Origin of the sequence: Streptomyces sp. NPDC059994 (assembly GCF_042737755.1) — a bacterium.
GTDB lineage: Bacteria > Actinomycetota > Actinomycetes > Streptomycetales > Streptomycetaceae > Streptomyces.
Map to the genome: position 1 here is coordinate 22,593 of NZ_JBHWUR010000041.1, position 21,571 is coordinate 44,163.

At 72.9% G+C, this 21,571-nt stretch carries 17 protein-coding genes and 1 pseudogene; 5 read left to right on the top strand and 13 right to left on the bottom strand.

All coding sequences use genetic code 11. The annotated features are described in order from the left end of the window. The first annotated feature begins 222 nt into the window (after window positions 1-222). Window positions 223-1,749, top strand: a complete 1,527-nt coding sequence (locus tag ACFWA7_RS21150; RefSeq protein ID WP_385539299.1) for a helix-turn-helix domain-containing protein — start codon at window positions 223-225, stop codon at window positions 1,747-1,749. A gap of 53 nt (window positions 1,750-1,802) precedes the next feature. Here the strand turns inward: ACFWA7_RS21150 and ACFWA7_RS21155 are convergent, their stop codons facing one another. The 11 genes and pseudogenes from ACFWA7_RS21155 to ACFWA7_RS21205 form a co-directional block, all read right to left on the bottom strand. Next, the gene (locus ACFWA7_RS21155) at window positions 1,803-3,350 is read right to left on the bottom strand and encodes an MFS transporter (RefSeq protein ID WP_385824537.1); all 1,548 of its coding nucleotides are present in this window, start codon (window positions 3,348-3,350) and stop codon (window positions 1,803-1,805) included. 143 nt (window positions 3,351-3,493) lie between these two features. After that, window positions 3,494-4,204, bottom strand: a complete 711-nt coding sequence (locus tag ACFWA7_RS21160) for a GntR family transcriptional regulator (RefSeq protein ID WP_371655243.1) — start codon at window positions 4,202-4,204, stop codon at window positions 3,494-3,496. 28 nt (window positions 4,205-4,232) lie between these two features. After that, the gene (locus ACFWA7_RS21165; protein WP_385824539.1) at window positions 4,233-5,213 is read right to left on the bottom strand and encodes an ornithine cyclodeaminase family protein; all 981 of its coding nucleotides are present in this window, start codon (window positions 5,211-5,213) and stop codon (window positions 4,233-4,235) included. Further along, window positions 5,210-6,211 (bottom strand): proline racemase family protein, encoded by a 1,002-nt coding sequence (locus tag ACFWA7_RS21170; protein ID WP_385539305.1) that lies wholly within the window; start codon window positions 6,209-6,211, stop codon window positions 5,210-5,212. Before ACFWA7_RS21170 ends, ACFWA7_RS21165 begins: the two co-directional genes overlap by 4 nt. A gap of 2 nt (window positions 6,212-6,213) precedes the next feature. Then, window positions 6,214-7,143 (bottom strand): dihydrodipicolinate synthase family protein, encoded by a 930-nt coding sequence (locus tag ACFWA7_RS21175; RefSeq protein WP_385824541.1) that lies wholly within the window; start codon window positions 7,141-7,143, stop codon window positions 6,214-6,216. 118 nt (window positions 7,144-7,261) lie between these two features. Continuing rightward, the gene (locus ACFWA7_RS21180; RefSeq protein WP_385824543.1) at window positions 7,262-8,698 is read right to left on the bottom strand and encodes an NAD(P)/FAD-dependent oxidoreductase; all 1,437 of its coding nucleotides are present in this window, start codon (window positions 8,696-8,698) and stop codon (window positions 7,262-7,264) included. Continuing rightward, window positions 8,679-8,990 (bottom strand): annotated as a pseudogene (locus ACFWA7_RS21185) ((2Fe-2S)-binding protein); the annotation flags it as partial. The pseudogene ACFWA7_RS21185 and the gene ACFWA7_RS21180, both read right to left, overlap by 20 nt. A gap of 197 nt (window positions 8,991-9,187) precedes the next feature. Then, window positions 9,188-10,375, bottom strand: a complete 1,188-nt coding sequence (locus ACFWA7_RS21190; RefSeq protein ID WP_385539311.1) for an NAD(P)/FAD-dependent oxidoreductase — start codon at window positions 10,373-10,375, stop codon at window positions 9,188-9,190. 79 nt (window positions 10,376-10,454) lie between these two features. Beyond that, on the bottom strand, window positions 10,455-12,812 hold the full coding sequence (locus tag ACFWA7_RS21195) for a collagenase (RefSeq protein ID WP_385539313.1): 2,358 nt from the start codon (window positions 12,810-12,812) through the stop codon (window positions 10,455-10,457). A gap of 281 nt (window positions 12,813-13,093) precedes the next feature. After that, window positions 13,094-13,492 carry a RidA family protein gene (locus tag ACFWA7_RS21200; RefSeq protein ID WP_385539315.1) on the bottom strand — a complete coding sequence of 133 codons (399 nt, stop codon included), beginning with the start codon at window positions 13,490-13,492 and terminating at the stop codon, window positions 13,094-13,096. After that, window positions 13,489-14,598 (bottom strand): acyl-CoA dehydrogenase family protein, encoded by a 1,110-nt coding sequence (locus tag ACFWA7_RS21205; protein ID WP_385539317.1) that lies wholly within the window; start codon window positions 14,596-14,598, stop codon window positions 13,489-13,491. The genes ACFWA7_RS21200 and ACFWA7_RS21205 overlap by 4 nt, the downstream gene beginning before the upstream one ends. 166 nt (window positions 14,599-14,764) lie before the next feature. Between ACFWA7_RS21205 and ACFWA7_RS21210 the strand changes: the two genes are divergently transcribed. Genes ACFWA7_RS21210 through ACFWA7_RS21225 form a run of 4 tightly spaced genes read left to right on the top strand, consistent with a single transcriptional unit; the run spans window position 14,765 to window position 18,645 of the window. Further along, a complete protein-coding gene (locus ACFWA7_RS21210; protein WP_385539319.1) occupies window positions 14,765-16,384 on the top strand; it encodes an AMP-binding protein in 1,620 nt (539 codons plus the stop codon). A 4-nt stretch (window positions 16,385-16,388) separates the two neighbouring features. Continuing rightward, window positions 16,389-17,234 carry a PaaX family transcriptional regulator C-terminal domain-containing protein gene (locus tag ACFWA7_RS21215; protein ID WP_385539320.1) on the top strand — a complete coding sequence of 282 codons (846 nt, stop codon included), beginning with the start codon at window positions 16,389-16,391 and terminating at the stop codon, window positions 17,232-17,234. A gap of 45 nt (window positions 17,235-17,279) precedes the next feature. Then, window positions 17,280-17,678, top strand: coding sequence for a BlaI/MecI/CopY family transcriptional regulator (locus ACFWA7_RS21220; protein WP_385539321.1), 399 nt, complete (start codon window positions 17,280-17,282; stop codon window positions 17,676-17,678). A gap of 4 nt (window positions 17,679-17,682) precedes the next feature. After that, complete coding sequence (locus tag ACFWA7_RS21225) at window positions 17,683-18,645, top strand: M56 family metallopeptidase (RefSeq protein WP_385539323.1); 963 nt, start codon at window positions 17,683-17,685, stop codon at window positions 18,643-18,645. 42 nt (window positions 18,646-18,687) lie between these two features. Here ACFWA7_RS21225 and ACFWA7_RS21230 read toward each other — a convergent pair whose 3' ends face one another. Beyond that, entirely contained in the window at window positions 18,688-19,143 is a 456-nt protein-coding gene (locus tag ACFWA7_RS21230) for a tellurite resistance TerB family protein (RefSeq protein WP_385539325.1), read from the bottom strand. Window positions 19,144-19,257: 114 nt separating this feature from the next. Continuing rightward, window positions 19,258-21,570 (bottom strand): bifunctional salicylyl-CoA 5-hydroxylase/oxidoreductase, encoded by a 2,313-nt coding sequence (locus ACFWA7_RS21235; protein WP_385824545.1) that lies wholly within the window; start codon window positions 21,568-21,570, stop codon window positions 19,258-19,260. Window position 21,571: the final 1 nt, after the last annotated feature.

The window sequence follows — 21,571 nt, forward strand, 5'->3', positions numbered from 1 at the left end:
TCGATGTCGAGATAACTCTAGTACATGGGCGGCCGCTGGTCATGTGCGGGCACGCCCCGCACGCGCGCGCGGGGCGCCCCGGAGACCCTCGGACGGATGCACTCCGGTTGCCCCGGCACCCCCACCGCCCCACCATCAGAACTGACGTTGCTTCACACAGCCCTCACCCTGACGGCGCACCCCAACAGGAATCTCATCTCATATGTGAGATAACCTGCCGCCATGTCAGACGACTACCTCGTACGCATCGGCAAGCTCATCCGTGACGCCCGTCAGCACCGGGGCTGGACACAGACGCAGTTGGCCGAGGCTCTGGGCACGAGCCAGAGCGCCGTGAACCGTATCGAGCGCGGGAACCAGAACATCAGCCTTGAGATGATCGCCCGCATCGGTGAAGCCCTCGACAGCGAGATCGTCTCGCTCGGCTACGCCGGGCCCATGCATCTGCGGGTGGTCGGCCGGCGCCGGCTCTCCGGCTCCATCGACGTCAAGACGAGCAAGAACGCCTGCGTGGCGCTGCTCTGCGGCTCGCTCCTCAACAAGGGCCGTACGGTGCTGCGCCGGGTGGCCCGTATCGAAGAGGTCTTCCGGCTCCTGGAGGTCCTCAACTCCATCGGGGTGCGCACCCGCTGGATCAACGACGGCGTCGACCTGGAGATCGTGCCCCCGGCCGAGCTCGACCTGGACGGCATGGACGCCGAGGCCGCCCGCCGGACCCGGTCCATCATCATGTTCCTCGGCCCGCTGCTGCACCGCATGGACCGCTTCCGGCTGCCGTACGCGGGCGGCTGCGACCTCGGTACGCGCACCATCGAGCCGCACATGATCGCCCTGCGCCGCTTCGGCCTGGAGATCACGGCCACCGAGGGCATCTACCACGCCGAGGTGACGCGGACCGCCCCGGACCGCCCGATCGTCCTGACCGAGCGCGGCGACACGGTGACCGAGAACGCGCTGCTGGCCGCGGCCCGCCACGACGGCGTCACGGTCATCCGCAACGCCTCCTCCAACTACATGGTCCAGGACCTCTGCTTCTTCCTGGAGGCGCTGGGTGTACGGGTCGACGGCGTCGGCACCACCACCCTGACCGTGCACGGCGTGCCGAACATCGACGTCGATGTCGACTACTCGCCGTCCGAGGACCCGGTCGAGGCGATGAGCCTGCTCGCCGCCGCCGTGGTCACCGAGTCGGAGCTGACGATCCGTCGGGTGCCGATCGAGTTCCTGGAGATCGAGCTCGCGGTCCTGGAGGAGATGGGCCTGGACCACGACCGCTCGGCGGAGTACGCCGCCGACAACGGCCACACCCGGCTGATCGACCTCACGGTCCGCCCCTCCAAGCTGGAGGCGCCGATCGACAAGATCCACCCGATGCCGTTCCCCGGCCTCAACATCGACAACGTGCCGTTCTTCGCGGCGATCGCGGCCGTCGCCCAGGGCAAGACCCTCATCCACGACTGGGTCTACGACAACCGTGCGATCTACCTCACGGACCTCAACCGCCTCGGCGGCCGCCTCCAGCTCCTCGACCCGCACCGGGTGCTCGTCGAGGGCCCGACCCGCTGGCGCGCTGCGGAGATGATGTGCCCGCCCGCGCTGCGCCCGGCGGTGGTGGTCCTGCTCGCGATGATGGCGGCCGAGGGCACGTCCGTACTGCGCAACGTGTACGTGATCAACCGCGGCTACGAGGAGCTGGCGGAGCGCCTCAACTCGGTGGGCGCGCAGATCGAGATCTTCCGGGACATCTAGCGACAACTCACTCGCTGGTCCCCGGTCCCTGAGATCGTCCCCGCCGGGCGGCCTCAGGGACCGGGGGTCGTTCCGCCCTGGAGGCGTTCCAGGTCCTCGGGGCGGACCTGGATGGCCAGCAGGGCGATCACCGCCGCCACGATCGCGAAGATCGCGGCCACGATGAAGGCCGTGGAGACCCCGGAGGCGAGCACCTGGTCGCTCCAGGGGCGCGGGAGCTTGCCGGTGCGCTGGAACATCAGGCGCTCGGCGGGGCTCGCCTGGTGCAGGAACTTCGGCACCTGGTCGGCCGCCTCGTTGCGGCTGGCCGTGCCGAAGACCGTGACCAGGATGGACAGACCCAGCGAGCCGCCCACCTGCTGGGTGGCGTTGAGCATGCCGGAGGCGGCGCCCGTCTCGTGCACGGGCACACCGGAGACGGCCATCAGCGTCAGCGAGACGAAGTTCAGGCCCATGCCGAGGCCGAAGACGAGCATCGGGCCCAGGATGCTGCCCGCGTACGTGGAGTGGATGTCGGTGAGCGTCAGCCAGGACAGTCCCCCGGCGGCCAGGACCGAGCCCGTCACCATGAAGGGCTTGGGGCCGTACCTCGGCAGCAGCTGTGAGGCGATCCCCGCGCCCACCGCGATGACGGCGCTGACCGGCAGGAAGGCGAGCCCGGCCTTCAGCGGGCTGAATCCCAGCACGTTCTGCACGAACAGCGTGAGGAAGAAGAACATGCCGAAGATAGCGGCGGCGAGGCTCAGCATGATGCCGTAGGTGCCCGCGCGGTTGCGGTCGGCGAACATGTGCAGCGGGGTGATGGGCCGCTCCGAACGCCGCTCCACCAGGAAGAACGCGAGGAGCAGCAGGACGGCGGCGGCGAAGGACCCCAGGGTGTACGGGTCGCGCCAGCCCTCCTGGGCAGCCCGGATGAAGCCGTAGACCAGCGCGGTCATACCGAGGGTCGACGTGAGCGCGCCGGTGAAGTCGAAGTGGCCCGGATGGCGCTCGGACTCCTGGATGTACCGGGGCGTCGCCAGCGCGATCAGCACCGCGATCGGCACGTTGACGAAGAACACCCAGCGCCAGTCGAGCCATTCGACGAGGATGCCGCCCGCGAGCAGTCCGATCGCGCCGCCGCCCGCGGAGACCGCCGCGAAGACGCCGAACGCCCGGTTGCGCTCGGGGCCTTCGGTGAACGTGGTGGTGATCAGGGCCAGCGCGGTCGGCGAGGCGATGGCACCGCCGACGCCCTGGAAGGCGCGGGCGGCCAGCAACTGGCCGGAGCTCTGGGACAGTCCGCCGAGGAGGGAGGCGACCGCGAAGAGCAGGACGCCGAAGACGAAGACCCGGCGCCGGCCGAGGATGTCACCGGTGCGGCCGCCGAGCAGCAGCAGCCCGCCGAAGGTGAGCGTATAGGCGCTGACCACCCAGGCCAGGCTGGTCGTGGAGAAGTCCAGGGCGCTCTGGATGTGCGGAAGGGCGATGTTCACGATGGTGATGTCGAGCACCACCATCAACTGGCACGAGGCGATGACCAGGAGCGCGATCCCCTTGCCGCCGCCCCTCCTGTCGGGGGCGGCGGCGGCGGTCGTGGGTGTCGGCTGCGAACTCGTCATGGCGGACCTTGCCCTCGCACGAGGGGCGGTGGACGGCTCGTCCACCTCTCGACACTAAGCCCGGCCCCTGGGCCTCACCAGTCGATCAAGTCCCGGCCGCCCCAACGCCCCGCCGCCGCCCCGCAGTCGTCACCGTGCGCAGGTCAGCGGTTGCCCAGCGTGCGCTTGGGGCGCGGCTCCACCGGCTCGTCGCGGGCCTGCGCCCAGAGCGAGCGGACGTGGCCGAGGTGGCGGGCCATGCACTCCTGGGCGGCGAGTTCGTCGCCCGCCACCATCAGGTCGAGGAGTTCGATGTGCTCCTCGGCCGAGGAGATGAGTTGGCCGCGCTCATCCAGCCTCGTCAGTCCGTAGAGACGGGAGCGCTTGCGCAGGTCGCCGACGGTCTCGACGAGCCGCTCGTTCCCGGCGAGGCCGAGGAGCTGGAGGTGGAAGCGGCGGTCGGCGTCGAGATAGCCGATGAGGTTGTGCTCGCGCGCGTGGGCGACGATCTCCTCGGCGACCGGCCGGAGTGCCTCCAGCTGCTCCACGGTGGCCAGCTGCGTCACCTTGCCGACGGTGGGCACCTCGATCATCGCGCGCAGTTCGGTGTACTGGTCGAGGTCGCGCTCGCTCACCTCGGTGATGCGAAAACCCTTGTTCCGGACGGGTTCGACGAGCCCTTCGCGGGCCAGGTCCAGCATCGCCTCGCGGACCGGGGTGGCCGAGATGCCGAAGTCCGCGGCCAGCCCCGGGGCGGAGTAGATGTTGCCCGGGCGGAGTTCACCGGCGACCAGGGCGGCGCGCAAGGCGTGGGCGACCTGGTCGCGCAGGCGTTCCTGAGCGGTGATGAGATTGCGCTGTTTCAGGTCGCCCATGGCACTTCCTCCGTGAATCCGCGGAGGCTCAGCGTACAATGTCACGTTGCTCTCTCGGGTCGCACCGTGCACGGTGCCATGCCGCCGCCACGGCCAGATCCTCCCAGGCCATGCCCACGCTTTTGAAGAGGCGGGGGCGGTCGGGTGCGACGGCGACCCGCCCGTTGACGAGTTCGGCGAGGGTGCCCGCCACCTGACCGGGCCCGATGGCGCCCTCGTTCAGCGGGATCAGCAGATCGCCCGCCTCGCGCAGGGCCGCCGCCCGCGACTCCACGTACACCGCCGAGCGCCGCACAAGCGCCGAGTCGGTTTCGCGGGCGCCCGGTTCGTGCGAGCCGACCGCGACCACGGTGGCCCCGTCCGCGACCAGCCGGCCGTCGAACAGCGGCTCGCGCGCGGTGGTGCAGCAGATGACGAGGTCGGCGTCGCGGACATCGTCCGGGGTGCCGCCGCGCGCCTCCACGCCGAGCGTACGGGCGTACGCCACCAGCGCCTCGACCGCCTCCGGACTGCGGGCGACCACGGTGACGGCCTTCAACTCCCGTACGGCCAGGGCCGCTCGCAGATGGCCGTACGCCTGCGGGCCCGCGCCGAACAGGACGAGGCGGGCCGCGTCCGGGGCCGCCAGGTGCGCGAGCGCGACGGCGGAGACGGCCGGGGTGCGCAGGGTCGTCAGGGCCGCGCCGTCGAGGAGGGCGAGCGGCAGCAGGGTCGCGCCGTCCAGGAGCAGATAGCTGCCGGTGATCCGGGGCAGGCCGCGCGCGGGGTTGGCCGGGGCGACGCCCGCGATCTTCACCCCCGCGTATGCCCCGGAGGCGGCGGGCATCAGCAGCAACTCCCCCGCCGCGACCGGCAGGTTGACGCGCGGCGGGTCCGACTCGGGCTCGAACCCGCCGCGCAGCATGTTTGCCACGGCCTCGGCGGCCGCGGCGGGCGTGAGCAGGCGCGCGATCTCGTCCGCGCCGACCGGGGCGAGGTCCTGGCCGGGCACGTCCACGGGGGCGCTCACAGCAGGAAGCCGGCCGGGAAGGGGTCGGACGGGTCCAGGAAGTACTGGGCCGTCCCGGTGATCCAGGCGCGTCCGGTCACCGTCGGCACCACCGCCACCAGGCCGCCGACGGTGGTCTCCTCGACCAGCCTGCCGGTGAACTCCGTACCGATGAAGGACTCGTTGACGAAGTCGCGGTGGAGCGGCAGTTCGCCCCGGGCGTGCAACTGCGCCATACGGGCGGAGGTGCCGGTGCCGCACGGCGAGCGGTCGAACCAGCCCGGGTGGATCGCCATGGCGTGCCGGGAGCGGACCGCGTCCGAGCCGGGCGCGGTGAGGTAGACGTGCTTGACGCCGCCGATCCCGGGGTTCTCCGGGTGCACCGGCCGGTCGGTCGCGTTGATGGCGTCCATGATCGCGAGCCCGGCGGCGAGCAGGTCGTCCTTGCGCGCCCGGTCGAAGGGCAGCCCGAGGTCGTCGAGGTGGACGAACGCGTAGAAGTTCCCGCCGTACGCGATGTCGTAGGTGACCGTGCCGTGGCCGGGCACCTCCACCTTGCGGTCGAGACCGAGGCAGAAGGAGGGCACGTTGGTGAGCGTGACGGACTTCGCCTCGCCGTCCTCCACCCGGACGTCGACGCTCACCAGGCCGGCGGGGGTGTCGAGGCGGACCGTGGTGACCGGCTCGGTCACCGTCACCATGCCGGTCTCGACCAGCACGGTGGCCACGCCGATCGTCCCGTGGCCGCACATCGGCAGCAGCCCGGAGACCTCGATGTACAGGACGCCGTAGTCGGCGTCGGGGCGGGTGGGCGGCTGCAGGATCGCGCCGCTCATGGAGGCGTGGCCGCGCGGCTCGTACATGAGCAGCGTGCGGAGGTGGTCGAGGTGGTCGAGGAAGTGGAGCCGCTTCTCGGCCATGGTCGCACCGGGGACGACACCGACTCCGCCGGTGATCACCCGGGTCGGCATGCCCTCGGTGTGCGAGTCGACCGCGTGGTAGACGTGACGTGTGCGCATGGTCAGCAGAGTCCTTCCGCGAGTGCCTTCTCGGTGGCCGCGCGGACCGCGGACTCCTGGTCCCCGGCGAGCGCGGCGCGCGGCGGGCGGACCGGGCCGCCGGGGCGTCCGGCGATGTCCATCGACAACTTGATGGCCTGCACGAACTCGGTCTTCGAGTCCCAGCGCAGCAGCGGGTGCAGCGACTTGTAGAGCGGCAGGGCGCTCTCCAGGTCCCCGGCGACGGCGGCGCGGTAGAGGCTGACCGAGGCTGCGGGCAGCGCGTTGGGGTATCCGGCGACCCAGCCGACCGCGCCCGCGAGGGCGAGTTCGAGGAGCACGTCGTCGGCGCCGATCAACAGGTCGAGTTCCGGGGCGAGTTCGGCGATCTCGTACGCCCGGCGGACATCGCCGCTGAACTCCTTGACGGCGACGATGCTGCCGTCCTGGTGCAGCTGGGCGAGGAGCGGGGGCGTCAGGTCGACCTTGGTGTCGATGGGGTTGTTGTACGCGACGACCGGCAGCTCGGCCCGGGCCACCTCGGCGTAGTGGGCGCGCACCGCGGCCTCGTCGGCGCGGTAGGCGTTCGGCGGGAGCAGCAGGACCGAGCCCGCGCCCGCCTCGGCGGCCTGTTCGGCCCAGCGGCGGCTCTCGGCGCTGCCGTACGCGGCGACGCCCGGCATCACCCGGTCCCCGTCGCCCGCCGCCTCCACGGCGACTTGGACGACGCGGGCGCGCTCCTCGTCGGTGAGGGTCTGGTACTCGCCGAGGGAGCCGTTGGGCACGACGCCGTCGCAGCCGTTGTCGATCAGCCAGCGCACATGGGCGCCGTAGGCGTCATAGTCGACGGACAGGTCGTCGCGCAGGGGCAGGGCGGTGGCGACCATGATGCCGCGCCACGGCTGCCGGGCGGCGGAAGGGCGGGCGGACACGGCGGTCTGGGCAGACGTCATCGGTGACTCCCTAGTGTGGTGTGTGACATTTTACTGAATGCTGTACGTCGGCCACAAGAGCCGCGCCCGGTGATGACGGATGCCGTCAGTCTGCGGAGGGCGGCCCGGTGGGTCGTGGTCAGCTTGCGGAAGGCGGCAGTTGGGCGAGACGGCCGAGCTCCACCGGGCAGGACAGCGGCCGCCGGTCCTCGGCCGGTCCGCCGCCCGCGAGGCAGGCCACGGCCTGGCCGCACATCCTGCCCTGGCACCAGCCCATCCCGGCCCTGGTCAGCAGTTTCACGCTCCGGGCGTCCTGCGCGCCGAGGTCCGCCACGGCCTCCCTGATCCGCCCCGCCGGGACCTCCTCGCAGCGGCACACCAGGGTCGTGTCGTCGAGCCACCCGGTCCAGCCGTCCCCGGGCCGGTGCGCGGCCGCCATCGCGTCGGCGAACCCGCGCAGCCGTGCACGCCGCCGCACCAGGGCGGCGACCCCGCGCGGGCGCGGGGTCCCCCGCAGCTCGTACGCGATCGCCGAGGCCGCCAACTCACCCTCGGCCAGGGCCAGTTGCGCGCCCCCGATGCCGCCGGTCTCCCCCGCCGCCCAGATCCCGGGCACGGAGGTGCGCTGCGCCGGGTCGAGGTCCAGGGCGAGAGTGCCGTCGGGCGTACGGCGGGTGGCGCAGCCCAGGCCGGTCGCCAGCTCCAGCTGGGGGACGAGCCCGTGGCCGACCGCGAGCGCGTCGCACGGCACCCGGCGCCCGCTGCCCGGCACGGGCCGCCAGTCGCGGTCGAGCCGGGACACCGTGACGGCCTCGACGCGGTCGGTGCCGTGCGCGGCCGTCACCGCGTGCCGGGTCAACAGCCGCACCCGGTGCCGCAGCAGCCCGCCGCCGTACAGCGCCCCCTCGCCCAGTTTGCCGGGGTTGCGGACGAGCGCGGGCAGTTCGCGTGCGTACGAGGTGTACGCGGACGCCTCGACCACGGCCGGGACGGCGGCGCCGGCCGCCGCGAGCGATGCGGCGACGGCGAGCAGCAGCGGACCGCTGCCCGCCACCACGACCCGCCTGCCGGGCAGCACCAGGCCGGACTTGAGCATGGCCTGCGCCCCGCCCGCGCCGACGACACCCGGCAGGGTCCAGCCGGGGAAGGGCAGCTGGCGCTCGTACGCGCCGGTCGCGAGCAGCACCGCCCGCGCCCGGACCATGGCCGACGTCTCCTCGCCGCCGGGGCCGCTCGCGACCGCGTGCAGCAGCCACTCGCCCGTGGCCGCGTCCCGTACCACCGTCCAGACGTGGTGGGCGGCGAGGTGGGTGACGCGGCCGACGCGGCGGTGGGCTTCGAGCCGGGACGCGCGCGTGGCGAACGCCTCCCAGTCGTGGTGCAGCGCCTCCGGGCGGGCGGCGCGCAGGCCCGGCGCGGGATGCCGGTAGAACTGCCCGCCGGGCCGCTCCCCCGCGTCCAGGACCGTCACGCTCAGGCCGAGGTCGGCCGCCGCCACGGCGCCCGCGAGCCCGGCGGGCCCGGCGCCGACGACCGCCAGGTCGACGACGGCGAGATCAGACGGCGAGGTCGGCATGGCCCGTGCCCTCCTGGGTGGTGATCACGTCGCCGGGGCGGGCCGCGACGAGGCAGGCGCGCTGGTTGGGGCGGCCGTTGACGGTGGCGAGGCAGTCGTAGCAGGAGCCGATCCCGCAGAACGCGCCGCGCGGCTCGCCCCCCGCGCGCGTGGTGCGCCAGGAGAGGATCCCGGCGGCCCAGAGCGCGGCGGCGATGCTCTGTCCGGGCAGGGCGGTGAGCGTCCGGCCGTCGAAGGTGACGGTGAAGGCGGGGTCGGGCGTCGCCCGGACGAGGGCGGCGGGCGAGGCGGCGGCGCCTGTCGGGGCGGGGCGGTTCGGAGTGGGGCGGTTCGGAGTGGCGCCGTGAGAGGCGGCGCCGTGAGGGGCGGCGCCTTGAGAGGTGGCGCGTCTGCCTGCCCCTCGCCGTGCAATGTCACCGGTGAACTTGTTCCACCACCGCGCACGCGGCGCGCCGGAGCCGCCGCCCTCCGTCCCGTACACCTTCACCATCACCCGACTTCCCGCTCGTGCTCGCCCGCGTACTCCCCCGTCGCGAAACGGTCGGGCCTGAAGGGCCGGAGGTCAAGGGCGGTTCGCTCGCCCCGCAGCGCCGAGGCGACCAGCAGGCCGGTGGCCGGTGCGAGGCCGATGCCCGCGCCCTCGTGACCGCACGCGTGCAGCAGGCCCGGGACCCGGGGGTCGGGGCCGATCGCGGGCAGATGGTCGGGGAGGTAGGGGCGGAAGCCGTGGTACGTACGGATCGCGCGGACGCCCGCGAGGACCGGGAACAGGGCTGCGGCCTGGGCGGCGAGGCGGCGCAGCGCCTCGGTGGACAGGGCGCGGTCGAAGCCCACCCGCTCGCGGGTCGCGCCGATCAGGACCGGGCCCGCGGCGGTGCCCTCGACCACCGCGGAGGACTGCAGCGCGGCCGAGCCGCTGGCGACGTCCGCGATGTAGTCGGCGGCGTACACCTTGTGCCGCACGAGGCGCGGCAGCGGCTCGGTGACCAGGACGAAGCCGCGGCGCGGCAGCACCGGCAGCGTGGTGCCCGCGAGGGCCGCGACCTCGCCGCCCCAGGTCCCGGCGGCGTTGACGACGGCCGGGGCGAGCAGGTCGCCCTGCGGGGTGCGCACGCCCCGGATGCGGCCGTCCGGTCCGGTGAGGACCTCCTCGACCTCCTGCCCGAGGTGGGTCTCGGCGCCGAACTGGCGTGCCGCACGCAGGAGTTGCGCCGCCGCCTGGGCGGGCTGGACCTGGGCGTCCTGCGGGTAGAGGAAGCCACCGGCGAGGCCGGGGGCGAGATGGGGCTCCAGGTCGTACAGCCGGTCGGGGGTGATCTCCCGTGCCTGCACCCCGGCCTTGCGCTGCTCCTCGGCGAACGCGCGCAGCGCCGTGAGGGCGGCCTCGTCGGGCGCCACGACGAGACCGCCCTTGGGCTCGTACTCGATCTCCGGTGGAAGGACGTGAGCGAGGTCGCGCCAGAGTCGGGTGGACAGCAGCGCGAGGTCGAGCTCGGGGCCCGCCTCCTTGTCGGAGACGAGCAGATTGCCTTCCCCCGCACCCGTGGTGCCGCCCGCGACGGGACCGCGGTCGACCACCGCGACGCGGAGTCCGGAGCGCCCCGCGTAGTACGCGCAGGCCGCACCGACGACTCCGGCGCCGACGATCACGGCGTCCAGGGGGTGTCTCTTGGGCACCACAGTAATATGTCACATTCTTCTAGAGGGACCAAGGGGCCGGAGCGGTCGGAGTCGCCCCGGCCCCAGGGGTGGGACGTCAGCTGCGCAGCGGGCCCTCACAGCTGTAACTGGAGGTGCCGCCCTTCTTGTTCGACCAGATGTCGACTGTTCCGAAGGAACAGTTCATGTCGGCGAGGTTGTTGCCCCCCTCTTCCGCCCGGTCGAGGAGGAAGTAGTCGACGGTCTCGGACATGTCCTCGAAGACCTGGTCCGGGTCGTTCGCGTCGGCCAGCCTCGCGGTGATCTTGCCCGTGCAGATGAAGCGGCGCTTGCCCGGGTCGCCGTTCTGGACGCAGTCCGGCTTGCTGTAGGTGGACTTGGCGAACGCGGCGCGCACGCCCGACACGGCGGAGTACTTCAGCTTCGCGTTGGGGGTGTACTTGGTGTTGGGCACGTACAGCGTGTCCACCTTGGCTATCTGCGCGTCCAGGAACGCGTTGTACGAGGCCTGCAGGCCCGCGTCCCGGCCCATCCGGTTGCGCCAGGCGTCGAAGCCCGCCGGGTCGTCCGCGCGCAGGTACCCGTACATCTCCCGCAGCAGCGAGGGCCGCTGGTCCCACAGGTACTCGAAGAACGTGCCGGCGTAGTTGTAGAACCGGAAGCCGTCGCCGTCGTACGTGGCGTGCAGCAGCTGGTCGACGGTCATACGCGGGCCGCCGCCCGCCGTGTCGTTGATGATGCCCTTGACCAGCGACTTGCGCACGGCGATGCCGTCGTCACGGGTGCCGCCGTCGAAGAACTCGGCCGTCCCCTCGTCCATGGCGGTGGTGCGGTCGCCGGTGTACCAGGCGCCCTGGCCGAACATCCCGGGCACCGCCCAGCGGCCGTTGAGGTAGTGCGTGTACTCGTGCCGGAAGAGCTCTTCGAGGGTGAGCGAGGAGTCCTGCGGCACCCGGCGCTGGTAGGTGTAGAAGGTCGCGCCTTCCTCGATGTACATCCCTCCGTTGCTGGTGGAGAGGCCGGTGAGGAACGGCTGGTAGACCTCGTAGTCGGCGCGCGAGGCGTACAGGTGGATGTGCAGGGTGGTGTTGGTGTCGCCCGCGAGCGGCTTGTCGGTGCCGAGCACCCGGAAGAACTGCGACTTCACCTGCTTGCTCGCGTAGTACAGCTGGTCCACGGTGGCCCGGTCGAGGGCGGTGCGGACCTGGATGGCGCCGTTGTCGTACGAGTACGTGTGGGTGAAGAGCTGGTTCTCGATCTGGTCCTTGCACACGTTGTACGGAGTGCACTGGCCGTAGAAGTTGAGCCAGCTCGCCAGCGAGAACCAGGGTGCGCTCATCTTGCCGAAGTTCGTCTGCGTGGTCGGCAGCAGGGCGCCGAGGTCGGGAACGATCTGGCTCTTGACGGCGTCGATCTGGCCGAAGCGGCCGTACTCCGACAGCGCGTCGCGGACCACCCAGGCGTTGGCCGTGCCCTTGAGGTGGGTGTAGCCGGAGAAGGCGCGGAAGGCGGCGCGGTAGGCGGGGTCGGCGGCCGCGGCGGCCTGGAACGCGGTGTCCTTGTTGCCCGGGTAGACGCCGAGGTAGTTGACGGAGAGCGCGGAGAGCGCGGCGCCGGCCCAGTCCGTGCTGGTGGCGGTCGGGGCGCCCGGGGCCATGGTCGCCAGGACCCGCTTGATCAGCGGGAGTTGGTACTGGCGCATGCCCGGCGCGCTCGCCGCGTACAGCGCCTCGCGCAGGGTCTGGGCGTTCTGCGGGGTGACGTCGAAGGTGTGCGCGGCGGAGCCGAGGGCGGCGACGGCCTCGCGCATCGCGTCGACCGTGGGCTGGTCGGTGACGTCTATCTCGTCGCGCCCGTAGTCCTGGTACGCGACCGCGTGGAGGTAGGTGAACAGTTCGAGCAGATGGCTGCTGTTCTTGCCGTCGTGGGACGCGGCGAGGCTGGTGGCGCGGTGGGCGACGGCCTGCACATGGGCGTCGGACATGACCGGCGCGAGGCGCGCGTCCCAGGTCCAGACGAGCCCGCGCAGACAGCCGTCGGCGGTGACGGCCGGGTCCGTGAGGAAGTCGGCGAGCCCCTGCGGGCTCAGACCCGTGATGCCGTCGAGGGTGCAGGGGACCCCGGCGGCGCGCAGCGCGGAGTGGGCGGCCGGGACGACCGCGCGGGTCTGCGGCCCGGCTATGCGTCCGTCCTGATGGCCGCCGGGGGCGGGCAGCTGACGGGCCGTCTGCTTGGGCGCCCTGGCGAGGTGGTCGACCTCGTCGAAGGGGTTCGCCCCCTTGGCGGCGGCCGGGGCGGGACGAGCACCGAAGGTGGCGGGGAGCGCGCGCGAGGCGTCGGCCTTGGCGGAGCGCGGGGCCTGCGCGGCCTGCGCCGCCTGCCCGGCGGTGACGAGCAGGGTCGCCGCGACAGCGGCGGCGAGCAGCGGCTTGCGCGCGGATCTGAGCTGGGACACCGAAGGCTCCTGTGTGGGAGGTGAGTTGGGGGGTGGCGCGGCGGTGCGGGGATGCGTGTACTGCGGCTGCGGCTCTGTCAGGTGGTGCGGTGTGCCGTGGTGCGGCAAGAGCGTCCCCGGACAGGACGAATTGCCCGACTACGTACGGCACTTGGGGACCTGACGAGCCGTTCGCGTGACCTGTAACATAGTAATGTGAAATTGCACTGACAAGGCTTGTGCAGCCCCTATTTCCCCTCCCGTCACCTCGGGGTGACGCCGACGGGGTCAGCCCATGGCCGTCAGTCCAGCACCGCGAACCCGTCCAGCTCCACCCGCGCCTGCTCGTCCCACAGCCGCACGACGCCGATCACCGCCATCGCCGGGTAGTCGCGCCCGGCCAGCCGGCGCCAGATGAGGCCGAGTTCATGGGCCCGGGCGCGGTAGTCCGCGACGTCCGTGGTGTACACGGTGACCCGGGCCAGGCCGGCCGGGGTGCCCCCGGCGGCGGCGAGCGCGGCGAGGAGGTTGGTGAGCGCGGTCCGGAACTGTTCGGGCAGCGTCTCGCCCACCACCTTGCCGTCCGCGTCGAGCGCGGTCTGGCCCGCGAGGAAGACGAGCCGCCCGCCGGTGGCGACGACGGCATGGCTGAAGCCGGTGGCCGGGGAGAGTTCGGCGGGGTTCACCCGGTGGAGGCTCATCGGTACAGCTCCTTCGCGATGATCGTGCGCTGCACCTCGGTCGCGCCCTCGTAGATCCTGGGCGCGCGCACCTCGCGGTAGAGGTGTTCGAGCAGATGACCCCGTTGCAGCGCCCGCGCGCCGTGCAGTTGGACGGCCGCGTCGACCACGTACTGCGCGGTCTCCGTGGCGAGCAGTTTCGCCATCGCCGCGTACTTGGGGACCTCCGGCGCTCCCCTGTCGTACGCGGCGGCCGCCCCGTACACCAGCAGACGCGCCGCCTCCGTGCGGGTCGCCATCTCCGCGACCTGGTGGGCGACCGCCTGGAGATCCCCCAGCGGGCCGCCGAACGCGGTGCGGCGCGCGGTGTGCGCGACGGTCGCGTCCAGCGCCGCCTGCGCCATGCCGACCGCGAACGCGCCGACGCTCGGCCGGAACAGGTTCAGCGTGCCCATGGCGACGCGAAAGCCCCGGTCGGGCTCCCCCACGACGTCGTCCGCGCCGACGCGCACCCCGTCGAAGACGAGCGTGCCGACCGGGTGCGGGGAGAGCATGTCGAGGGCGGCGCCGCTCAGCCCGGGCCGGTCGGCGGGGACCAGGAAGGCGGTCACACCCCGCGCCCCGGCGCCCTCGGTGGTCCGGGCGAACACCGTGCAGAAGTCGGCCTCGGGGGCGTTGGAGATCCAGCACTTCTCGCCGCTCAGGCGCCAACCGCCGCCGTCCGGCTCGGCCTTGAGGGCGAGGGCGGCCGCGTCGGAGCCCGCGTCCGGCTCGCTCAGCGCGAAGGCGGCGACCGCCCGCCCCGAGGTGACCTCGGGCAGCCAGCGGGCCCGCTGCGCCTCGGTGCCGTGTGCGGCGACGGGGTGGGCGCCGAGCCCCTGGAGGGCGAGCGCGGTCTCCGCCTCGGTGCACGCGTACGCCAGCGACTCGCGCATCAGACAGAGGTCGAGCGCGCCCGAGGCGAACAGCCGCTCCAGGAGCCCGAGCTCACCGAGGGCGGCGACGAGTGGCCGGTTCACGCGCCCCGGGTCACCCTTGTCCGCAAGGGGCCGCAGCCGCTCCTCGGCGGTGGCGCGCAGCCATGCGCACCACTCCTGCTGCTCCGGCTCCAGCGCGAATGCGGGCATGGCGGTCCCTCTCGTCTCGCGTCCAGTCTCGCTGTGTCCCCGCCGCGTTCCGGTCAGTCGACTCCTGTTTCACGCCCTGTGTTCACGCCGGACCACTCTTATCGCGAACCGTTGACTGCCGTCATCCAAACGATACGCTCCAGATGCGACAAGGGGGCGATCCCGTATGGAGCTGAAGACCTCAGCGCATGCCGACACGTTTTCCCGCGACCATCTGCCGCCCGCCGATCAGTGGCCGGAACTGGTCTTCGACCTCCCCGAGCTGCGCTATCCCGAGCGGCTCAACTGCGGCGCCGAGCTCCTGGACCGCACGATCGAGCGGTTCGGGGCGGACCGGCCGGTCTTCCACACGCCGCAGGGCGCCCCGTGGACGTACGGCGAGCTGCGCACCCGGGTCGACCGGATCGCCCACGCCCTCACCACCGGGCTCGGCGTGGTTCCCGGCAACCGGGTGCTGCTGCGCGGGCCCACCACGCCGTGGCTGGCCGCGTGCTGGCTGGCGGTCATGAAGGCGGGCGCGGTGGCCGTCACCGTCCTCGCCCAGCAGCGGGCGCACGAGCTGGCCACCATCTGCGAGCTCGGCCGGATCGGGCACGCCCTGTGCGACGCGCGGTCGCTGGAGGACCTGGACAAGGCCGCCGTGCCGGGCCTTCGTATCACCCCCTACGGGGGTAGTACGGCCGACGACCTGCTGCGACTCGCCGACGCTCCCACGGCCCGGGGGCCGTTCACCGCCGTGGCGACGGCGGCGGACGACGTCGCGCTGATCGCGTTCACCTCGGGCACCACCGGCCGCCCCAAGGGCTGTATGCACTTCCACCGGGACGTGCTGGCCATCGCGGACACCTTCGCCCGTCACGTCCTGCGCCCCCGGCCCGACGACGTCTTCGCGGGCAGCCCGCCGCTCGGCTTCACCTTCGGCCTGGGCGGCCTGGTCGTCTTCCCGATGCGGGCGGGCGCCTCCTCGCTGCTGCTCGAACAGTCGGGGCCCGGGCAGCTGCTGCCCGCGCTCGCCAGGCACCGGGTCTCCGTCCTGTTCACCGCGCCGACCGCCTACCGGGCGATGCTGGACGAGCTCGACGGGTACGACGTGGGGGCGCTGCGGCGCTGTGTGTCGGCCGGGGAGAACCTGCCTTCCGCGACCTGGCGCGCCTGGCACGAGCGCACCGGGCTGCGCATCATCAACGGCATCGGCGCCACCGAGCTGCTGCACATCTTCATCTCGGCCGCGGACGACGAGATCAGACCGGGCACCACCGGGACGCCGGTGCCCGGCTGGCACGCGCGCGTGGTCGACGCCTCGGGTCAACCGGTGGTGGACGGCAAGCCGGGTCTGCTCGCGGTGCGCGGACCGGTCGGCTGCCGCTATCTGGCCGACCCCCGCCAGTCGGAGTACGTCAAAGGAGGATGGAACCTCACCGGCGACACCTATGTGCGCGAGCCCGACGGCTACTTCCGCTATGTCGCCCGCGCCGACGACATGATCATCTCGGCCGGGTACAACATCGCGGGCCCGGAGGTGGAGGACGCGCTCATGCGCCACCCCGACGTGGTGGAGACGGCTGTGATCGGCCGCCCCGACGAGGCACGCGGGCAGGTGGTCGTGGCGTACTGCGTACTGCGCGACGGGGTGGTGGGCGGCGAGGCGGCGGCCGGGCTGCTGCGCGACCACGTGAAGGCCGAACTCGCCCCCTACAAGTGCCCGCGCGAGATCGTCTTCCTGGACGCCCTCCCCCGGACGCCGACCGGCAAGCTGCAGCGCTTCCGGCTGCGGGCCCTAGAGTGATCACGTGGCCGAGCAGCACACACCCCGATCCCTGATCGTCACCCTCTACGGCGCGTACGGGCGCGAGACGGCCGGCTCCCTCGCGGTCGCCGAGCTGATCCGCCTGCTGGCCGCCGTGGGCGTGGACGCCCCGTCCGTACGGTCCTCGGTCTCCCGGCTCAAACGGCGCGGGCTCCTGGTGCCCGAGCGCACCGCGAGCGGCGCCGCCGGGTACGCCCTGTCCGCCGACGCGCGCCAGCTGCTCGACGACGGCGACCGCCGCATCTACCCGCACGCGCGGCCACGCGCGCGTGACGGCTGGGTCCTGGCCGTCTTCTCGGTCCCCGAGTCGGAGCGCAACAAGCGCCATGTGCTGCGCTCCCGGCTCGCGGGGCTCGGCTTCGGCACGGCGGCGCCCGGTGTGTGGATCGCCCCGGCACGGCTGTACGACGAGACCCGGCACACCCTGGAACGGCTCCAACTCGCCCCCTACGTCGACCTGTTCCAGGGCGAGCACCTGGGCTTCGCACCGACGGCCGAGGCGGTCGCCCGGTGGTGGGACCTGACGGCGATCGCCAAGCAGCACGACGAGTTCCTGGGGCTGCACGAGCCCGCGCTGCGGGCCTGGGAGACGCGCGCGCACACGTCGTCCGAGGTGCCGCCCGAGGAGGCCTACCGGGACTATCTGCTCGCCCTGGACTCCTGGCGCCGCCTGCCGTACGCGGACCCGGGCCTGCCCGCCGCCCTGCTGCCGCCCGACTGGCCGGGCGAACGGTCGGCGGAGGTGTTCCGCCGTCTGCACGCCCGACTGCGGGACGCGGGGGCGGCGTTCGTACGCCGAGGGCCGGAGGCCGGAGGGGCCGACGTCTGACGGCTGACAGCCGGGCGCTGCCGGGCCCCTCAGTAGGATGACGAAGTGACGGATGAGGACAGGCGCGCCCGCAGGCGGGGGCAGGGTCAGCTGGAGGCCCAGGTCCTGGCGGCGCTGCGGAACGCGGCGGGGCCGGTGACCGCCGGCTGGGTGCGCGAGCGGATCGGCGGCGCCCTCGCGTACACCACCGTCGTGACCATCCTGTCGCGCCTGCACGCCAAGCAGTCGGTGACCCGCGAACGCGCGGGCCGCTCCTTCGTGTGGACGCCGGCGGCCGACGAGGCCGGGCTCGCGGCGCTGCGGATGCGCAAGGTGCTGGACGGCGAGCCGGACCGGGGCGCGGTGCTGGCCAGCTTCGTCACCGCGCTCTCGCCCGACGACGAGCGGCTGCTGCGCGCGCTGCTGGAGAGCGTGGACGGCGCCGAAGCGGAGACCGGGGACTGACGCGGTGGGGGTGTTCGTCTTTCTGCCTCTCGTCCTGCCGCTGACCGCCTGGCCGATCGCCCGGCTGGCCGAGCAGCAGCTGCATCCGCGCGCGGCGACCTGGCTGCTCGCGGCCGTCGGCGGCGTTCTCGCACTGTGCAGCACCCTGTGCCTGATGCTGCTGATGGTGGTGGGCACGGCCCAGCTGCCGGGCAATCCGCTGCCCGACCCATGGGCCGACCCCGAGGTGCGGGCGGTGCTGCCGTACGACGAGGTGGTGGGCCAGGCGGCGATCCCGCTCCTGGCGGCGGTCGCCGGGACGTGCGCGCACCTGGTGTGGCTGCACCGGCGGGTGCGCACGCGCGCGGCCCGGGCGCTGGCCGGGCTGCCCGAGGGCAGGCTGGCCGTACTGCCGGACGACTCGCGGGCCTATGCGTACGCGCTGCCGGGCGGGCGCGGTGCGGCCGGGGCGCGCGGGCGGATCGTCGTGTCGCGCGCGATGCTGGAGAGCCTCGACGCGCGCGAGCGGCAAGCGCTGATCGCGCACGAGGAGGCGCATCTGACGGCGCGCCACCACCGGTTCCTGCTGGTGGCCGGGCTCGCGGCCCGCGCGAACCCGTTTCTGCGCCCGCTGCGCACCGCCGTGGCCTACACCGCCGAGCGCTGGGCGGACGAGGACGCGGCGCGGACGGTGGGCGACCGCAGGACGGTGGCCCGGGCCATCGGCAAGGCCGCGCTGGTGTCACGCCCGGCGGCGGGCCGGGGCGCGGCGACCGCGCTGGTGGGATTCGCGGCGGCCGGGCCGGTGCCGCGCCGGGTGGCGGCGCTGCTCGGGCCGGTGCCCCCGGCGCCCGCGCTGCCGCCCGCGTGGACGGCGGCCGGGCTCGCGCTGTGGACCGCCGCGGGCGGCGCGGCGGTCTCGGCGCTGGCGTCGGCGAACGCGACCGTGACGCTCTTCACGGTACTGAAGGCCGCCACCGTCCTGTGACGGCCGCCCCGAGGGGCGGCCCGGCTCACGGAACAGCCGCTCCTACAGGTCGAATTCGGCCGGTGCCAGGTCCAGGGCATAGCAGGCCTCGCGCACTACGGCCTGCTCCGTCTTGTCGAAGTCGCCGTCGGCGCCGCCGATGACGATGCCTATCTGGATCACCGCGCGCGCCTCGGCGGGCTTCTTCTTCGCCTTGGCGACCTCCTGCAACACGCTGACCTTGCCGAAGTCGAAGTCGGCGGCGAGCTTGTTCAAGTAGTCGTCGAAGCGGCGCTGGAGGTCGTCGGCCGGGAAGTTCTGCAGCACCTCATTGGTGGAGATGAGCTGCGCGACGCGACGCCGCTCGGAGGGGTCGACGGTGCCGTCGGCCGCGGCGACCAGGGCGCACATCGCCATGCTGGCATCCCGGAACGCACCGCTCTTCAGGTCGTTCTTCTTGGCGAGCAGCTGCGTCTGCATGGTCGACGCGGACTCCTTGAAGCGGTCCCACAGGGCCATGAGGTCTCCATCTGGTCTCGATAGTCACTTCTACAACGCTGTAGAAACTGACCGGCGGGCCGAATGGTTCCCACGGCATGTCCTTTCCCTGTGAGCCGCGGCTCACTTCGCCGCTCACTTCAGGCTGAGCCGCGGTCTGGGTGCGTCCGTGCGCCCGGTCGGCGGTCTGCGGCTGCCCGCCCGGTACGGCGGCGGCCAGGGCGCCCCGGGTCCCGAGTAGCCCTGCTCGGCGGCCGCGTGCAGGGTCCAGTGCGGATCGTAGAGATGGGGCCGGGCGAGGGCGCAGAGGTCGGCCCGGCCCGCGAGCAGCAGCGAGTTCACGTCGTCCCAGGACGAGATCGCCCCGACCGCGATGACGGGCACGCCGAGCGTGTTGCGGATGCGGTCGGCGTACGGCGTCTGGTAGGAGCGGCCGAACTCGGGCCGCTCCTTGGCAACGACCTGCCCGGTGGACACGTCGATGGCATCGGCGCCGTGCGCGGCGAACGCGCGGGCGATCTCGACGGACTCCTCGGCGGTGGTGCCGCCCGGCGCCCAGTCGGTCGCGGAAATGCGGACGGTCATGGGCCGGTCGTCGGGCCAGACGCCCCGCAGCGCGTCGAACACCTCCAGCGGGAAACGCAGCCGGTTGGCGAGGGAACCACCGTAGGAGTCCGTGCGTTGGTTGGTGAGAGGGGAGAGGAACCCGGAGAGCAAGTAGCCGTGGGCGCAGTGGAGTTCGAGCAGGTCGAAGCCGCAGCGGGCGGCCCGCCAGGCCGCCGCGGCGAACTGCTCGCGGATGTCGGTCAGCCCCGTGCGGTCGAGCGCGTGCGGGACCTGGTTGACACCGGGGCGGTAAGGGAGCGGTGAGGCGGCGGCGAGGGGCCAGTTGCCGTCGTCGAGCGGCTCGTCGATGCCTTCCCACATCAGCTTGGTCGAGCCCTTGCGCCCGGAGTGGCCGAGCTGGACGCCGATGGCGGTGCCGGGGGCCTGCCGGTGCACGAAACCGGTGATCCGGCGCCAGGCCGCGGCCTGCTCGGGGGTGTAGAGACCGGTGCACCCCGGTGTGATCCGTCCCTCTGCGCTCACGCACACCATCTCGGTCATGACCAGGCCCGCGCCGCCGAGGGCCCGGGCGCCGAGGTGGACGAGGTGGAAGTCGCCGGGGAGGCCGTCCACGGCGCGGTACACGTCCATGGGAGAGACGACGACACGGTTGCGCAGTTCGAGCCCGCGCAGCCGGAAGGGGGTGAACATCGGAGGAGTGCCTGAGGGGCAGGGGAAGTCGCGCTCGACCGCGCCGGTGAAGCCGCGGTCGCGCAGCCGCAGGTTGTCGTGGGTGACCCGGCGGCTGCGGGTGAGCAGGTTGAAGGCGAACTGCCGGGGCGGCTGGTCGAGGTAGAGCGCCAGCTCCTCGAACCAGCGCAGGCTGGCGGCGGCCGCGCGCTGGGTGGACTCGACGATCGGCCTGCGCTCCAGCTCGTACGCGGCCAGGGCGGCCGGCAGGGTGGGCTGCTCCTCGACGCAGGCGGCCAGGGCGAGGGCGTCCTCGACGGCCAGCTTGGTGCCGGAGCCGATGGAGAAGTGCGCGGTGTGGGCGGCATCGCCGAGCAGCACGGTGTTGCCGTACGACCAGCGCGCGTTGACGACGGTACGGAAGACGGTCCAGGAGGAGGTGTTGCTCCGCAGCGGCCGGTTGCCCAGGGCGTCCGCGAAGATCTTGGCGCAGCGGTCGACCGACCCCTGCTCGTCGAGCTCGTCGAACCCGGCCGCCCGCCAGACCTCTTCGCGCATCTCGACGATGACGGTGGAGGAGTCGGCGGAGAACGGATAGCCGTGCAGTTGCATCACGCCGTGCTCGGTCTCGGCGATCTCGAAGCGGAAGGAGTCGAAGGCGAAGTCGGCGGCCAGCCAGATATAGCGGCAGCGGTGACCGGTGATGCGGGGCGCGAAGTGCTGGGCGTGCGTCTCGCGGGTGGCGCTGTGCACACCGTCGGCCGCGATGACCAGGTCGTAGCCGGTGGCGAGTTCGGCGGCGGGCGGCGCCTCGGTGCGCAGGCGCAGTCCCACGCCGAGCGCGCGGCAGCGCTGGTGCAGGATCTCCAGGAGCCTGCGCCGGCCGAGCGCGGCGAAGCCGTGCCCGCCGGAGGTGAGGGTGCGGCCCCGGTGGACGATGTCGATGTCGTCCCACCGGACGAACTCGGCCTTCAGCGCCTCGTACACCACGGGGTCGGCGTGCTCGATCCCGCCGAGGGTCTCGTCGGAGAGGACGACCCCGAAGCCGAACGTGTTGTCGGGGGCGTTGCGCTCCCAGACGGTGATCTCACGTTCGGGGCGCAGCCGTTTGAGCAGTGCGGCGGCGTACAGCCCGCCGGGGCCGCCGCCGATGACCGCGATCCGCAGCGGCCGCTCGGCGGGGTCGGGGCCGCTGTCGCCGTGCCCGGGCACG

Bases quoted from the DNA above. Each gene is read 5' to 3' on its own strand.
- ACFWA7_RS21150 (WP_385539299.1), top strand. From the start codon at position 223: ATGTCAGACGACTACCTCGTACGCATCGGCAAGCTCATCCGTGACGCC.
- ACFWA7_RS21155 (WP_385824537.1), bottom strand. From the start codon at position 3,350: ATGACGAGTTCGCAGCCGACACCCACGACCGCCGCCGCCGCCCCCGAC.
- ACFWA7_RS21160 (WP_371655243.1), bottom strand. From the start codon at position 4,204: ATGGGCGACCTGAAACAGCGCAATCTCATCACCGCTCAGGAACGCCTG.
- ACFWA7_RS21170 (WP_385539305.1), bottom strand. From the start codon at position 6,211: ATGCGCACACGTCACGTCTACCACGCGGTCGACTCGCACACCGAGGGC.
- ACFWA7_RS21175 (WP_385824541.1), bottom strand. From the start codon at position 7,143: ATGACGTCTGCCCAGACCGCCGTGTCCGCCCGCCCTTCCGCCGCCCGG.
- ACFWA7_RS21180 (WP_385824543.1), bottom strand. From the start codon at position 8,698: ATGCCGACCTCGCCGTCTGATCTCGCCGTCGTCGACCTGGCGGTCGTC.
- ACFWA7_RS21200 (WP_385539315.1), bottom strand. From the start codon at position 13,492: ATGAGCCTCCACCGGGTGAACCCCGCCGAACTCTCCCCGGCCACCGGC.
- ACFWA7_RS21205 (WP_385539317.1), bottom strand. From the start codon at position 14,598: ATGCCCGCATTCGCGCTGGAGCCGGAGCAGCAGGAGTGGTGCGCATGG.
- ACFWA7_RS21210 (WP_385539319.1), top strand. From the start codon at position 14,765: ATGGAGCTGAAGACCTCAGCGCATGCCGACACGTTTTCCCGCGACCAT.
- ACFWA7_RS21230 (WP_385539325.1), bottom strand. From the start codon at position 19,143: ATGGCCCTGTGGGACCGCTTCAAGGAGTCCGCGTCGACCATGCAGACG.